14 protein-coding genes are annotated in these 14,651 nt (G+C 58.9%); 8 read left to right on the top strand and 6 right to left on the bottom strand.

Going from position 1 to position 14,651, the window contains the following annotated elements; genetic code table 11:
* Positions 1-25: 25 nt before the first annotated feature.
* Together ACR3FC_RS02920 and ACR3FC_RS02915 are read right to left on the bottom strand one after the other, a co-directional pair.
* Positions 26-673: a response regulator transcription factor gene (locus ACR3FC_RS02920; protein ID WP_480473305.1), complete on the bottom strand. Its 648-nt coding sequence runs from the start codon at positions 671-673 to the stop codon at positions 26-28.
* Positions 670-2,103, bottom strand: a complete 1,434-nt coding sequence (locus tag ACR3FC_RS02915) for a cache domain-containing protein (protein WP_480473303.1) — start codon at positions 2,101-2,103, stop codon at positions 670-672. The genes ACR3FC_RS02920 and ACR3FC_RS02915 overlap by 4 nt, the downstream gene beginning before the upstream one ends.
* 245 nt (positions 2,104-2,348) lie before the next feature.
* Here ACR3FC_RS02915 and ACR3FC_RS02910 point away from each other — a divergent pair, with 245 nt between their 5' ends.
* The 3 genes from ACR3FC_RS02910 (at position 2,349) to ACR3FC_RS02900 (ending at position 6,852) form a co-directional block, all read left to right on the top strand.
* A complete protein-coding gene (locus tag ACR3FC_RS02910; protein WP_480473301.1) occupies positions 2,349-3,431 on the top strand; it encodes a TRAP transporter substrate-binding protein in 1,083 nt (360 codons plus the stop codon).
* A gap of 122 nt (positions 3,432-3,553) precedes the next feature.
* Entirely contained in the window at positions 3,554-4,480 is a 927-nt protein-coding gene (locus tag ACR3FC_RS02905) for a TRAP transporter small permease subunit (protein WP_480473299.1), read from the top strand.
* 17 nt (positions 4,481-4,497) lie between these two features.
* A complete protein-coding gene (locus ACR3FC_RS02900) occupies positions 4,498-6,852 on the top strand; it encodes a TRAP transporter large permease (protein ID WP_480473297.1) in 2,355 nt (784 codons plus the stop codon).
* 134 nt (positions 6,853-6,986) lie between these two features.
* Here ACR3FC_RS02900 and ACR3FC_RS02895 read toward each other — a convergent pair whose 3' ends face one another.
* The 4 genes from ACR3FC_RS02895 to ACR3FC_RS02880 form a co-directional block, all read right to left on the bottom strand.
* Complete coding sequence (locus ACR3FC_RS02895; protein WP_480473295.1) at positions 6,987-7,376, bottom strand: VOC family protein; 390 nt, start codon at positions 7,374-7,376, stop codon at positions 6,987-6,989.
* A 7-nt stretch (positions 7,377-7,383) separates the two neighbouring features.
* Positions 7,384-8,208 carry an arginyltransferase gene (locus ACR3FC_RS02890; RefSeq protein WP_480473293.1) on the bottom strand — a complete coding sequence of 275 codons (825 nt, stop codon included), beginning with the start codon at positions 8,206-8,208 and terminating at the stop codon, positions 7,384-7,386.
* Positions 8,209-8,283: 75 nt separating this feature from the next.
* Positions 8,284-8,715, bottom strand: a complete 432-nt coding sequence (locus ACR3FC_RS02885; protein ID WP_480473291.1) for an RDD family protein — start codon at positions 8,713-8,715, stop codon at positions 8,284-8,286.
* 66 nt (positions 8,716-8,781) lie between these two features.
* On the bottom strand, positions 8,782-9,204 hold the full coding sequence (locus ACR3FC_RS02880) for a DUF2852 domain-containing protein (protein WP_480473289.1): 423 nt from the start codon (positions 9,202-9,204) through the stop codon (positions 8,782-8,784).
* Positions 9,205-9,346: 142 nt separating this feature from the next.
* Here ACR3FC_RS02880 and ACR3FC_RS02875 point away from each other — a divergent pair, with 142 nt between their 5' ends.
* The 5 genes from ACR3FC_RS02875 to ACR3FC_RS02855 are packed head-to-tail and all read left to right on the top strand — an operon-like array spanning position 9,347 to position 14,617.
* Positions 9,347-9,736 carry a DUF4440 domain-containing protein gene (locus ACR3FC_RS02875; protein WP_480473287.1) on the top strand — a complete coding sequence of 130 codons (390 nt, stop codon included), beginning with the start codon at positions 9,347-9,349 and terminating at the stop codon, positions 9,734-9,736.
* Positions 9,737-9,785: 49 nt separating this feature from the next.
* A complete protein-coding gene (locus ACR3FC_RS02870; RefSeq protein WP_480473285.1) occupies positions 9,786-12,581 on the top strand; it encodes a [protein-PII] uridylyltransferase family protein in 2,796 nt (931 codons plus the stop codon).
* Complete coding sequence (locus ACR3FC_RS02865) at positions 12,565-12,837, top strand: hypothetical protein (RefSeq protein WP_480473283.1); 273 nt, start codon at positions 12,565-12,567, stop codon at positions 12,835-12,837. Before ACR3FC_RS02870 ends, ACR3FC_RS02865 begins: the two co-directional genes overlap by 17 nt.
* 38 nt (positions 12,838-12,875) lie before the next feature.
* A complete protein-coding gene (locus ACR3FC_RS02860) occupies positions 12,876-14,078 on the top strand; it encodes an RSP_2647 family RNA methyltransferase (protein ID WP_480473281.1) in 1,203 nt (400 codons plus the stop codon).
* The gene (locus tag ACR3FC_RS02855; protein ID WP_480473279.1) at positions 14,075-14,617 is read left to right on the top strand and encodes an RSP_2648 family PIN domain-containing protein; all 543 of its coding nucleotides are present in this window, start codon (positions 14,075-14,077) and stop codon (positions 14,615-14,617) included. Before ACR3FC_RS02860 ends, ACR3FC_RS02855 begins: the two co-directional genes overlap by 4 nt.
* Positions 14,618-14,651: the final 34 nt, after the last annotated feature.

Genomic DNA, 14,651 nt, shown 5'->3' with positions numbered 1-14,651 from the left:
GCTGCGCGCTGCGGTAGCGCAAAGATCAGAAGCCGACCCCGGTGCCTTGCAGCATGCCATGTTCCAGCGCATAGCGGGTCAGCCCGGCGGTCGAGGATATTCCCAGTTTGCGCTTGATGTTCTTGCGATGCGTTTCAACCGTTCGCACCGAGATATCCAGCTTTTGCGCAACTTCCTTGTTTGATTTGCCCTGAGCCAGTTCCAGCAGAATTGTTTGCTCGCGCCCTGTCAGCGCCTCGCGTGCGTTGTCGCCTTTGGGTTTCAGGGACCCACTTGCACCTGTGCACAGATACTGCTCACCCCGCATGACCGCATCGATGGCCTGCTTGATCTCTTCGGTTGGGACATCTTTGAGAACATAGCCTTTTGCGCCGTGGCTGAGCGCGGTCGAAATGTATTCGGGGCTGTCATGCATCGACAGGATCAGGATGCGCGTACCGGGGAGGCGTTCCAGAATGATTTCCGTGGCGCTGAGTCCGCCGAGGCCAGGCATGTTCAGGTCCATCAAGATGACATCCGGGGCGAGGCCAACCGCCTGATCCACCGCGGCCTGACCGCTGCCGAGAGTTCCAACCACTTCGATATCGTCGTAGCTTTCAAGGATCGACTGAATGCCCTCGGCCACCATGGGATGATCGTCGACAATAAGAACTCGGATGTTTTTGGCGCTCATGTACCGGCCTTTCGGTTCGGAGTTGCGTCTTCCTGCGGAGGCAACAGGTGGCTCAGCGGCAGGCTGGCCTCGATTACCGTACCGCCGCGCGGTCCGCGTGATGACAGAATACGCAGCGATCCGTCAAGTTGCTCAATTCGCTCCTGCATGTTGCGCAGACCGATGCCGGTGGTTGGGGTTCCGGATTCTGCGCGCAACCCACGGCCATTGTCGGTGATCCGCATGGTTGCGCCTTTTTTGTGGCCGCGCAGGTCAATCGTCACATAAGAGGCATCCGCGTGGCGTTCGATATTTGTCAGCGCCTCTTGTGCGATGCGGTAGAGTGCGATCTTGCTGTCCTGATCCAGCCGGTTGCGGAATACGACGGTGGAAAACTCGGTCTCGATCCCGGTTCGTTCGCGAAAATCGTCGGTCAGAGCCTTCAACGCAGGTCCAAGGCCAAGGTCATCCAGCACGCCGGGGCGCAGGTCGCGGCTGATGCGGCGCACCTCGGTGATAGCGGTGCGAAGATGGTCAATGCCTTTGTCCAGCGGATCGCGCGCGCCTGCATCATCGCCGCGCAACAGCCGGCGGCGCGCATTGTCCAGCGCATAGCGCACACCCACAAGGATCTGGCTTATGCCATCATGCAGTTCGCGGGCAACCCGGCCGCGTTCCTCTTCCTGCGCGTCGAAGACACGCTGCGTCAGTTCTTTCAACTTGGCATCCGCCAACCGTCTCTCGCGAATGTTCAGCAACATGCCCGAAGCAAAAACAATCAGAACCGCAGCAACAACAATGGCGCCGATATACATGAAGGTGCGCTGCACGCGGGTCTCAACCTCGGCCCTTGCGTTGGCGACCGTGGCGACAATGTCGTCAATGAAGACCCCGGTACCCACGACCCAGCGCCAGTCCTGCAACCCGACGACATAGGCGATCATCTGCGCCTCATCCCCGGTCGAGGGTTTTTCCCACATGAAGCTGTGCCACCCGGCTCCCTGACGGGCGAGGCGAATGAACTCGTCAACGATAGGTGTGCCATCGCTGTCGGTCAGACCTTCCCAGTTGCGGTTGATGAATTGTGTCTGACGGGGGCTGACCAGATTGTTGCCATCATAATCGTAAACGAAAAAGAACCCGTCCTGCCCATAGATCATTGCCGAAAGTATCTGCGAGACAAGGTTCTTCGACACCTCATCGTCCGGTTCAGCGCGGCCATAGATATAGGCAAAACCATTGCGCGCCTGCGTCACGTAGTTGCGCAGTTCTTCTTTCTTGGCCTCGATCAGGCTGCGCTCCAGGGCTTCGATCTCGCGCTCAGCGGTCGCACGCGCCTCATATGCGACAAGCACAGCGATTGCTGCCACGGCCACAACCAGCGGGATTGCGGCCACCAGCGACAGTTTCTGCGCATAGGTCAGCGAAATCAGATGTCGGAGTCTTTGCATGGACGAATCGATACGCAAGCGGCGGCAAAAATGCAAAAAGATTGGCGTTGGTCGGTGAAATTCCGGTATTTGGGCCGTATTTGTTGGAGTTTTCATTCGGAAATTTCACCGCATCCCCCAAAGAAATCGATTCTCTACGCAGTAGTAGGTATTCCCTTTCGCTTCGCTCACATTAGGCTGACGCGCACTGAATGCGACAGGTCCGGTTCTGCCGGATCGTGACTATGAAGGGGAGGAACACTCATATGGATCGTCGTTCATTTCTGAAAAAATCCGCGCTGGGCGGTTCGGCAGCCGCAGCAACCGCTCTGGCGGCTCCGGCCTATGCACAGGGACAGCGCACACTGACCATGGTGACCTCGTGGGGCCGTGGTCTGGCTGGCGTGTTTGACAGCGCGCAGCGTTGTGCCGACAGCATCAACGCCATGTCGGATGGCAGCCTGAATGTTGAGATCAAGGCGGCAGGCGAACTGGTTGGCGCGTTCGAGGTGTTTGACGCGGTGTCGTCCGGCCAGGCCGACATGTATCACGCCGCTGACTATTACTTTGTCGGTCAGCACCCGGGCTATGCGTTCTTTACGGCAGTGCCTTTCGGCATGACCGCACAGGAACTTGTGAACTGGTACTATCATGACGGCGGTATGGAGCTGCATGATGAGCTGGGCGAAATCTTTGGCCTGAAGTCATTCCTGGCCGGTAACACCGGTGCGCAGGCGGGCGGCTGGTTCTCGAAAGAGATCAACAGCCCCGAAGACTTCAATGGTCTGAAGTTCCGTATGCCCGGTCTGGGCGGTAAAGCTCTGGGCAAACTGGGCGCGTCCGTTCAGAACATCCCCGGTTCCGAAGTGTATCAGGCGCTGTCGTCCGGCGCGATTGACGGAACCGAGTGGATCGGACCCTGGGCCGACGAAAAGGCAGGCTTCCAGGAAATCACCAAGACCTACTACACCGCGGGCTTCCACGAGCCGGGCGCAGGTCTGTCGCTGGCAACCAACCGCGACGTGTTCAATGAACTGACCCCGGCCCAGCAGAAGATCATCGAGATCGCTGCCGCCGAAGCGCACCAGTGGAACCTGGCGCAGTTCCTGGCCAACAACGGTGCCGCCCTGCAGCGCCTGCAGGCCGGTGGCGTCAAGGTTTTGGAATTCCCCGACAGTGTCTGGGATGCGTTCGGCAAGGCCAGCCAAGAGGTTCTGGACGAGAACATGGGCGACGAGCTGTTCAAGAAGATCTACGACAGCGCAATGCCGTCGATGGCGGCTTCGTCGGCATGGAACAACCTGTCGTCGGGTGTCTACACCGCACAGCGTGACCGTGTTCGCGGCTAAATCTTCCTGATCAAAGGAAAAACGGTTTCCCCGCGCCTTGCGGGGAAACCTTTCCCGTTGCGCGAAAGGACTTGGGCAAGCCACAATAGGCCTGCGCGCAACTGAGACGACCTGGGGACAACATGCAGGACGAAAACGGTATCTCGTTCTTCGGCGCCCTGTGGAATGGACTGGTTTGGTTCATTCAGAACATTGCCGAAGCCTTCTATAATTTCGGATATGCGATCACGCATCCGCAGCTCTGGCTGGACTGGTCTGACAAGGCGTCGATCATGCGCTTTGTCTATTACGGCGGTTCGGTCGAATTCTTCTTTGTGGTGTTCACCTTCTTTCTGGTTCTGACAGCCGTCGGGTTGTATTACAGAAACTTCATGTGGGCCATCGTGCGTGGCCTGGAAGGGTTTGCAAACACCACCGGGCGGTTCTTTGCCTGGGCGGGTCTGCTGATGGTAATCCAGCAGATTGTCATCGTATTCATGCAACGGGTCTTTACCCGTCCCGATATGTCCTTCGGTCTGGGAATACCGTTCCAGATGGATATCAGCTGGTTCGCGGAAGAGCTGAAACTGTATAACGCCATGGTCGTCTGTCTGTGCTGTACATACACATTTGTGCAGGGCGGGCATGTGCGCGTTGATCTGATCTATGCCGGTATCAGCCACCGCGCCAAGCGCGTGGTCGATATGTGCGGTGCGTTACTGTTCATGATGCCAATGGCGGTGCTGACCTGGATGTACGGCTGGTTCTTCCTGTGGCGTCACCTGATCGTGCCGAACCCTTCGGCCAGTGACGCGCTGGACCGTCTGGTAGCCAAGTCCCGTGCCTTGCGCTGGAACGTGGAAACCATCGGGTTCAGCCCCAACGGGTTCAATGCCTACTTCCTGTTCAAGATCCTTCTGGTGGCTTTTGCGGCCATGGTGTTCCTGCACGCCGTCGCATTCCTGTACCGGTCGTATCTGGAATTTGTGGAAGGGCCGGAAAGCGTTGGAAAATACCTCGACAAGGACAGCCTTGGTGAGGGTGAAGAAGCCTATGAAGGCGCGCATTAAGGGCGGAGACAAAGACAATGCTATTCGGACTTGATGGCGTCGAGATAGGCCTCATTATCGTATTCTTTTGCCTTTTCGGGGGCATTCTTTCCGGCTTTCCGGTGGCTTTTGCCATCGGCGGGGCGGGGATCATATCCTTTGGCATCATCGCCGCGCTGGACAGTGCGGGGTTGCTGATCCACCAGGCGATTGATGTCGGATCGCAAAGTTATCGGGACCTTGTGAATTCCGGGATCAAGCCGGACACCATATCGGTGTTCCGATACCCGGATTTGCCAAGGCTTGCCGAACCGGTTTTTGCCTCGGGCTGGGAAACCGCGCTGGACCGCAACGTTTCGTTCATCGTGAACCGCATGAACGAGCGCGTACTGGCCGGACAATCGATCGAGACCCTTCTGGCCGTGCTCATGTTTGTTCTGATGGGCATCACGCTGGAACGTTCGAAGATTGCCAATGATCTGCTGACGACGATGGCACGTGTTTTTGGCCCGCTTCCGGGTGGTCTGGCCGTGTCAATTGTGGTTGTGGGGGCGTTTCTGGCGGCTTCGACCGGTATCGTTGGCGCGACCGTTGTGACGATGGGCCTGCTGGCGCTTCCAACCATGTTGCGCAACAACTACTCGCCGGAACTGGCGACCGGTGTGATCGCGGCATCGGGCACCTTGGGGCAGATCATTCCGCCGTCGATCGTGATCGTCCTACTGGGCACATTGGCAGGAGATCTGTATTCGACAGCCCAGGAAACCCGGGCTGTTGAGGCCGGTTGCACCGACGCGCTGACCTATCTGGGTGAGCCTGCGGTTGTCTCGGTCGGGACCTTGTTCCAGGCTGCGCTGTTGCCAGGGATCATGCTGGCGCTGCTCTATGCGCTCTATGCCTTTGGTTATGCATTGCTGAATCCACACAAAGCGCCCGCTGTGGCTGTGTCCGGTGGTTCCGGGGAACCCATTACGCGGTCAGAAGGCCTGACATGGTTGCTGGGTGCGCCTGTAGCCCTGATCGTCGGCGCGGTCCTTTTGGGCAATGTCGGTGTGATCGGAAGCCAGAACATCTCGGTCTCGGCCTTCTCGGATATCGGCGAGGGTGCGTCGCTGCGGACCAACGTATCGGAAGAATGCAAGGCTTCAATGATCGACCTGCATGGGCAGGCTGCATGGGATCAGGCGGTTTCCGAGCAGGAAGCCATTGATGCCGCGGGCGGCACAACCCAAGCGCATCGCCTGACAGAAGAGGAACTGGCTGCTGAACAGCAAAAAAGGATTGCCGATGCGGCACCGATCGGCACCGGAGTGGCGGTTACCCTCGTCCTGCTGGGTCTGACCCTGGTTCTGGGCCGAGGGATCGCACCGTCGCGGTCACCGCAACCGCTGATACTTGGCGCAATCGGGCTGCTGCTGATGGCGTTGGTCGATATCCTGATAATATCGCCTACCACATCCTCTGGCGTGACTTTCGTACTGCTCGCCCTGCCGTTCGCGCTGGCCATGTATGGTTGCAAAGAGGCTGCGGCCCGCTGTGCCACAAACGATCTGATCCGCGTGGTCTTCCCGCCGCTTGTTCTGATCATCGCGGTGCTGGGCTCGATCCTGGGAGGTGTCACCAATCCGACACCGGCGGCTGCGCTGGGTGCGGGTGGCGCGATCATGCTGGCGGCCTATCGCAAGCTGCAGGATCAGGGCCGTTCGGGCAAAGTGGTCATCTGGTCGACCTTCGCCGTTGTCATTGCACTGCTGATGGGGGTCAACTTTGACCTGCGTATCAATCAAGGCAGTGTGACGGTGGAAACCTGGATCGCCTTCATCATTGCTTATGCGGCCTACCTGTACGCCCTGTTCGGGCTGCTGTTCGGATGCTGGGTGCTCTATTCCAGCGGTGTTTTGACCCCGGTGGTGCGTGAGACAGCCAAAGTGACCTCGATGGTGTTCACCATCCTGATCGGATCGCAGTTGCTGAATCTCGTGGTGATTTCATTCGGAGGGGAGCATTATATCCAGCAATTCCTGAAGAGCTTTGACAACGAGTTCACGGTTTTCCTGATCGTGATGCTGGTGCTGTTCATTCTGGGGTTCGTGCTGGATTTCCTCGAGATCATCTACATCGTGATCCCCATCGTGGGCCCGGTGATCTATGGCGGCTCGTTCGATCCGAAATGGGTCACGATCATGGTGGCGGTGAACCTTCAGACGTCGTTCCTGACGCCACCTTTCGGGTTTGCGTTGTTCTACCTTCGAGGGGTTGCGCCGAAGGAGGTCACTACAGGTCATATCTATCGCGGGATCGTTCCGTTTGTTCTGATCCAGGTGATGGGGATCGCGATCTTGTGGTTCTTCCCGACGATTGTCACGATCGTTCCGGACCTGATGCCAAACTGATCCGATCCGGAAGAGAATATTGCAAAGGGGGCCGATTGGCCCCCTTTTCTGTTTGTTTCGGGCAAGGGGCCAGCCCCTTCTTGGCCTGCGGCCAATTCATCCCCGGGATACTTATAGCCAGATGAAGATGCGGATCACGTGAACTGGATCAGGTCCCAGCGATTGCCGAACGGATCACGCCAGACAGCGACGATGCCATAGAGTTCGTGGCGTGGGTCTTCTTCGAAATGGACATCCCCGGCGCGCATATCTGCGTGGTCACGATAAAAGTCATCGGTTTGCAGGAAGAACCCAACGCGCCCGCCGGTCTGGTTGCCTATGGCGGCGGTTTGTTCAGGTCCGTCAGCCTTTGGCAAAAGAAGGCAGCCGCTATCCGAACCGGGAGGCGCGACCAGAACCCAACGCTTGCCGTTGCCGAGGTCGATGTCCTTGATGAGTTGGAAGGTGAGTGTCTTTGTATAAAACAAGATGGCGTCGTCGTAATCCGGCACCACGAGGGTGACGGCATGCAGGCTTTGTTTCATCGCGCGGTCAGCCTTTGGTCGGATGCCGGTCAGGGAGCTGGATATTGGCAACCTGTTCGGCAATTGGCGGCGCCGACAAGGGGTGATGCGATGTGCCGGAATAAGCATCCGGATCACTGATCTTTTGCCACCCCCCCTGAATATACACCTCAAGCCCAGAAAACTTGGCTTTGTAGCCCATCTTGGGACTGCCGGGGACCCAGTACCCCAGATAGATATAGGGCAGGCCCGCCTCACGTGCGATGTCGATATGGTCGAGTATCATGTAAGTGCCAAGTGAGTTCTGCGGCTGTTCCGGGTCGTAGAAGGAATAGACCATGCTTAGCCCGTCATCGAGCACATCGGTCAGGCTGACGGCGATCAACTCGCCCGTTTCAGGATCGGCATATTCCACAACGCGGCTGCGGATCGGTGTTTCCTCGATCATCGCGGCGAATTCGAAAACGTCCATGTCAGCCATGCCACCATCGGCGTGACGGGTGTCAAGATAGCGGCGAAACAGCTCGTATTGCTCATCCGTGGCCCATGGCGAGGTTGCGCGGCGTTCCAGATACCCGTTCCGCTTTGCCGTGCGCTTCTGGCTTTTGGTCGGACGGAAGGCTGAAACATCGATCCGGGCCGACAGGCAGGCTGCGCAATCCGTGCACGAAGGCCGGTAGAGTACATTCTGAGACCGGCGAAATCCTTGTTGAGACAGGGAATTGTTCAGCTGTTCAGCCCCTTCGCCTTGCAGGGCGGTGAACAGTTTACGTTCCATCCTGCCGCCAAGATAAGGGCAGGGCTGCGGTGCCGTGACATAGAATTGTGGCGCAATTGGCAGCGTATGTCGCATGAAATCCCCATCCAGCCTCGGGAGGGATGATAGCAACCGTTCCCGAGACCGCCAAGTGTTTCACGCAACCTTGCGTCAGGCCCGTTGATTGATCATGACGGTGCCCAGAAAACTGTCGGTCAGACCCTGGCCACGGGCGCTGGTCATCATCATGATGACCGAGATGATCTGGACCACGGGAAAGGCCATGCTGACGAAATAGCCAGCAGTGTGGGCAAGCGCCTTGCCCAGATCCATTCGTTCTCCGAACGCATCGCGCAGCTCGATCCCCATAAAGCGCATTCCCAGCGTGGCTGAGCCGTTGGCGATTGTCACCACCCGGTAGACGAAGCTGACAACCGCGTAGATCAGGGCCAGAAAAAACAGACCCAGAAAGGCGGTTAAAAGGATTGCCACCGTGCAAAGCAGCGAAATGAAGGCGATATCGAACAGCCAGGCAACGAAGCGTTTGGTTGTCACCGAACGATAGAAATCAGGTTGGGTGTCCGGGTCGGGCAGATGGTTCATTCGATAGGTCCGTAAAACAGGGGTAGGGGGACCCTGTCCCGAAACACCGGGGCAGGGCAAGGTCAATCAGGCGGGCTCGCCCTTGCCGTCTTCGTCATGGCTTTCGCGGGCGCGTTCATCCATGAATTGATCGAATTCGGCTTTGTCCTTGGCGTCACGCAGGCGGCGCAAGAAGGCTTCGAAATCCTGTTGTTCGCGTTCCAGGCGGGCCAGGGTATCTGCTTTGTAGGCGTCGAAGGCGCTGTTGCCCGAGGGCTTCATTGCACTCATGTGGCTGTGCCAGGATTTGCGGCGGTTGCAGGATTTGCTGAACATGCGTTTGCTCCAGATCATATAGGCCAGCAGGGCAAGGCCAACGGGCCAGAAGAAGATGAAACCAAGAACCATGGCGGCGATCCAGGCCCCTTTGCCTTTGTCATCCAGCCAGGCTTCGGTTCGGTAAAGCCATCCCGGATTCGCGGGGACGGCGGGGTCGGACAATGCGGTCATTTGAGCTCTCCAGGGTTGATGTAAACTCTATTCACATTGCATAGATGGGGTACCGTTTGGATGGGTGCAAGGGGTAATGTGAAAAAGATTTACATTATGCAATCCGGTTGACGTTTCAGGATCTGGCTCGCAGGGTCCGGGTATGGATATGACGGACAACAAAGCCGCCCCTGCACTAAAGGACATTCTTGAACTGGAAACGCAGGTCTGGGTGGCGCTGGTTGAAGGTGATGCAAGCGCCGACCGCGCCTTGCTGAGCGCGGATTTTCTGGGCGTTTATCCCACGGGGTTTGCCAATCGGGACGATCACGTCGGGCAATTTGCAGATGCGCCAACGATGGCCGAGTTTGATCTGAGTGACGCTCGGTTACGCGTTCTGACCCCGGATATCGTCTTGCTGTCCTACCGTGCCGATTACCTGCGCCCGGGTGCAGATCGGCGCGAGGCGATGCTGATTTCATCTTTGTGGGAACGAAGAAACGACGTTTGGGTCAACAGCTTCAGTCAGGACACGCCGGTTCAGGAAACCTGATCAGAATGCCCCATTGACGATTACGTCCCGCAATGCGCAGGGTGCGCGCATGACTGACGCTCTTGCCATTACCCGCCTTCCGCGTGCGTTTGATCCGTCCCTGGGCGATGAAGCCCGCGCTTTGATGCCTGATCTGTCGCAGGAGATGGGAGAGCTGGTGGCAGGAACGGCCGGGTCCAGCCCATATCTTAAAGGCCTGATAGAGCATGAAAGGGAATGGCTGCCTGATGCCTTAGTGCGCCCGGACCAGGCGCTGTCTGAAGTCATGGCGGAAGCGCGTGAGCTGCCCCCGGATCAGCTGAAATCCGGCTTGCGGCAGGCAAAGCGGCGTGTGGCGCTGTTGACCGCGCTTGCCGACATCGCAGGTGCCTGGCCGCTTGAGAAAGTCACCGCGGCACTGACCGATTTCGGGGCACTGGCCGCAGATGTTGCGGCCAAGGCCGAGATTGCGACGTTGATCCGGCGCAACAAACTGCCGGGTATGACCGAGGACGATATCGAAACTGCCGCCGGGATGGTCATTCTGGCCATGGGCAAGATGGGCGCGCATGAGCTGAACTACAGCTCGGATATCGATCTGATTGTGCTGTTTGATGAGACCCGGTTTGACCCCGATGACTTCTATGAGGCCCGGCAGGGCATGGTGCGGGCAACGCGGAACTTCTGCGCGACGCTTAGCGACAAGACTGCCGATGGCTATGTTTTCCGTACAGATCTGAGGCTGAGACCTGATCCCGCCGTAACACCGGTCTGCATGGCGATGGAGGCCGCTGAACGGTACTACGAAAGCCTTGGCCGCACGTGGGAGCGCGCAGCATATATTAAGGCCCGCCCCTGCGCCGGAGACTTGGCCGCGGGGCAGCGGTTTCTGGACACATTGCGCCCTTTTGTCTGGCGTCGCCATCTGGATTTTGCCGCCATTCAGGACGCGCATGATATGCGTCTTCGAATTCGCGAAAACAAGGGTACGGGCGGGGCCTTGTCGATCCCCGGCCACGACATGAAGCTGGGGCAGGGCGGTATTCGCGAGATCGAGTTCTTCACCCAGACCCGTCAGTTGATCGCAGGTGGCCGCGATCCGGATTTACGGGTGCGCGGAACGGTCCCGGGGTTGGCGGCGTTGGCGTCAAAGGGCTGGGTGCCACAGGATGTCGCGGACAAACTGACCGATCATTATCGGGCACATCGCGAAGTCGAACACCGCATTCAGATGGTTCATGATGCACAGACGCATAAGGTGCCGAAATCACCGGAAGGCATCGAACGCATCGCCTGTCTGATGGGGATCGGCAGCGACGAACTGAAACAGGACCTGAAAAGCCGCCTGACTGAAGTACACGAACTGACTGAAGGATTTTTTGCGCCTGGGCCCGGTCCTGCACCTGTGGCGGCACAGGATGTGGAGTTTGACCAGAGTGTTCTGGCCCGGTGGACGACCTATCCGGCCTTAAGGTCCCAGCGCGGGTCGCGGATATTCGAACGGTTGCGGCCCGAGCTGCTGTCGCGTCTTGCCAAGACCGCCAAACCGGACGAGGCGTTGATGGCGCTGGACGGGTTTCTGTCAGGCCTTCCTGCCGGGGTGCAGCTGTTTTCATTGTTCGAGGCCAATCCGCAACTGATTGACCTACTGGTCGATATCGTTGGCACGTCTCATGCTTTGGCCTCGCATCTGTCGCGCAATGCCTCGGTTTTCGATGCGGTGATCGGCGGCAGTTTCTTTGCCGATTGGCCGGGGCAGAAGGCTTTGCAAATCGAACTGGCCCGTGCGCTGGCGGAAGAGCCTGACTATGAAACCCGGCTCGACCTTGCGCGGCGCTGGTGTAAGGAATGGCATTTCCGGGTCGGTGTCCACCACTTGCGCGGTCTGATCGACGGGGCACAGGCAGGCCGGCAATATGCAGAGCTTGCACAATCGGTGATTGCCGCCATCCTGCCATATGTTGCCGAAAATTTCGCCCGCAAACACGGGCCCGCACCGGGGCGCGGAGCGGCGGTGTTGGGCATGGGGTCGCTGGGCGCAGGACGGATCAATTCGCAATCCGATCTGGACATGATTGTGATCTATGACCCGCAGGATCAGGACATGTCCGATGGTCCGCGCCCTCTGGCCACGCGCACCTATTATGCGCGGTTCACGCAGGCGCTGATCACAGCACTTTCAGCTCCGATGTCACAGGGGCGGCTGTATGAAGTTGACATGCGCCTGCGCCCGTCCGGCAATCAGGGGCCGGTCGCCACCAGTTGGGCCAGCTTTACCAATTATCAGCAGAACGAGGCCTGGGTGTGGGAACATCTGGCCCTGACCCGTGCTCATGTCGTTGCGGGTGATGCCGGTTTGGCAAATGATATCGAAGCGTTCCGCGCCGGGTTTCTGTCGCGCCCACGCGAGCGGGACAATGTCTTGCGCGAAGTCGCCGAGATGCGAACGCGCCTGGCCGCAGCCAAGGCACCTGCCGGGATTTGGGATGCCAAAAACGGGCCCGGCCGCCTGATGGACATCGAACTGATGGCCGAAACCGGTGCCTTGCTGGCAGGGACTACGGCACGCGATGTGTCCTCGGGCCTCGATGGAGCCGTCGCTGCCGGGTTGCTGGATGTCGCGCAGGCGCAATCCCTGAAAGACTGCTACAGCCTATGCTGGTCGGTGCAATGTGCGGCCCGGCTTCTATCGGGCAAAGTCATCGAGGCGGAGCAGATCGGTGAAGGAGGTGTGGATTTCCTGTGCCGTGCCACCGGGTTTGAACAGGTCGATGCACTGCAACGGGCATTGCAGGAGAGTTACACAACTGCGGCCGACCTGATCGGCAGCGTGATCCAAGAGGGCGAAGATGGCACGCAGCACTGATCCCAATGACCACAAAGGTCTGATCCAGGAAGCTTATCGCATCGAAGGCATCACCCTGCCGGAATGCCGCAGCATATTTCTGGACTGGGCGCTCAGCCTGCCCGAAGAGCGTGACCAGAACACGGCGCTGACCGAGTTGCATGCGGCATACGCGCTGCACTGCCCGGATCATCCCATGACTCAGGTTCTGTCCGAGGGCCTTCAGGCGGCCCAAACCCCGAAACGGCGCGGTGGCTGGCGTTCGCGAAGCCGCTAGGTCTTTTCCATCGGCACATTCGCGACTAAGAGGGCGCCATGACCCAATCTGCCGACCGCCCCCGTATCCGCCTGAAACCCAAAGCCAACGCGCGCGGCCTGCGCCATGGCTTCCCTTGGGTCTATGCAAATGACATCGTCACCGACCGCCGTACGCGCAAGATCCCCGCAGGCGCTCTGGCGATTCTCGAGGATGACACTCGCGCAGCGCTTGCGCTGGTGGCGGTCAATCCTGAGTCAAAAATCATGTGCAGGGTGCTGGATCGTGATACCAACGCGCAGTTGGACAATACTTGGTTCGAAACCCGCCTCAGCCGCGCCCTTGCACTGCGTGAACGTCTGTTTGATGCGCCTTTCTACCGTCTGGTCCATGCCGAGGCCGATGGCTTTCCCGGTGTGATCATCGACAGGTTTGGCGATACCTGTGTCATCCAGCCCAACGCGGCCTGGGCCGAGGTGCATCTGGATACGCTCACCGAAGCGCTAATCAAGGTAGCAGGCGTGACGACGGTGCTGAAAAACGCCTCGGGCCGCACGCGCGGGCTGGAAGGGCTGGACGATGAGAACCTGACTTTGCACGGCACCGCACCCGACGCGCCCCTGCCTGTGCCAATGAATGGTGCCACGTATATGGCCGACCTGACCGGAGGTCAGAAAACCGGCCTGTTTTACGATCAACGCCCCAACCAAGCCTTTGCCTCACGGCTGGTACATCCCGGAGCGCAGGTGCTGGACGTGTTCAGTCATGTCGGCGGCTTTGGTCTGGCGATGCTGGCCGCAGGTGCCGGACGGGCCTTATCCGTCGATGGGTCTGCGGCCGCGCTGGAACTGGCCACCAAAGGTGCCGAGGCTTCGGGCCTTGCCGACAGGTTCCAGACCCGGCAGGGCGACGCGTTCGATGTACTGACTCAATTGGGGGACGAGGGTGCGGTTTTTGACGTGGTCATTTGTGACCCACCTGCCTTTGCCCCATCAAAACAAGCGCTGGATGCGGGTTTGCGCGCCTATGAACGTATCGCACGGCTTGCCGCACCTCTGGTCAAACCGGGCGGCTATCTGGGGCTGTGCTCGTGTTCTCATGCCGCCGATCTGGGACGGTTCCGCGATGCCTCCTCCCGCGGGATCGGCCGGGCGGGCCGAAAGTCGCAACTGATCCACACCGGATTTGCTGGGCCGGATCATCCGCAACTGCCGCAACTGGCGGAAAGCGGCTACCTCAAGGCGGTGTTTTACCGCCTATGAAGGCTGTTCTCGACACTTGCGTCCTCTATCCCACGGTCATGCGCGAAATGCTATTGGGCGCCGCGCGATTGGGACACTTCACCCCGATCTGGTCCGCCCGCATCCTCGAAGAATGGGCCCGCGCCGCCCGCAAGCTGGGCCCGACGGGGGAGGCGCAGGCGCGTGCTGAAATCGCGCTGGTGCAAGGTGCCTGGCCGGATGCCGAACGTCCAGCGAACGAGGGTCTTCAAAACCGTCTGTGGCTGCCGGACGCCGCAGATATCCACGTGCTGGCCACAGCAATCGCGGCTTCCGCTGATCTGATTGTCACGGTAAATGCCAAGGATTTTCCCAGAAATATCCTGACTGATGAAGGGCTTGACCGGAAAGATCCCGACAGCCTGTTGTACAGCTTCTGGCAGTCAAACCCAGAAGGCATGAGCACACTTGCCACACAGGTCCTTGCCGAAGCCGATCGCCTCTCAGGCGAACAATGGACTCTCCGCGCGCTCATGAAAAAAGCCCGGCTTCCGCGATTGGGCAAAGCGCTCGCCATCTGAGCGGGATCCAGCTTCATCTGGCCAAAAATATCCC

Source organism: Ruegeria sp. AF3 (genome assembly GCF_056536285.1).
Note: the sequence above shows the minus strand (reverse complement) of the source record. Positions and strands in the feature narration are given on the sequence as shown.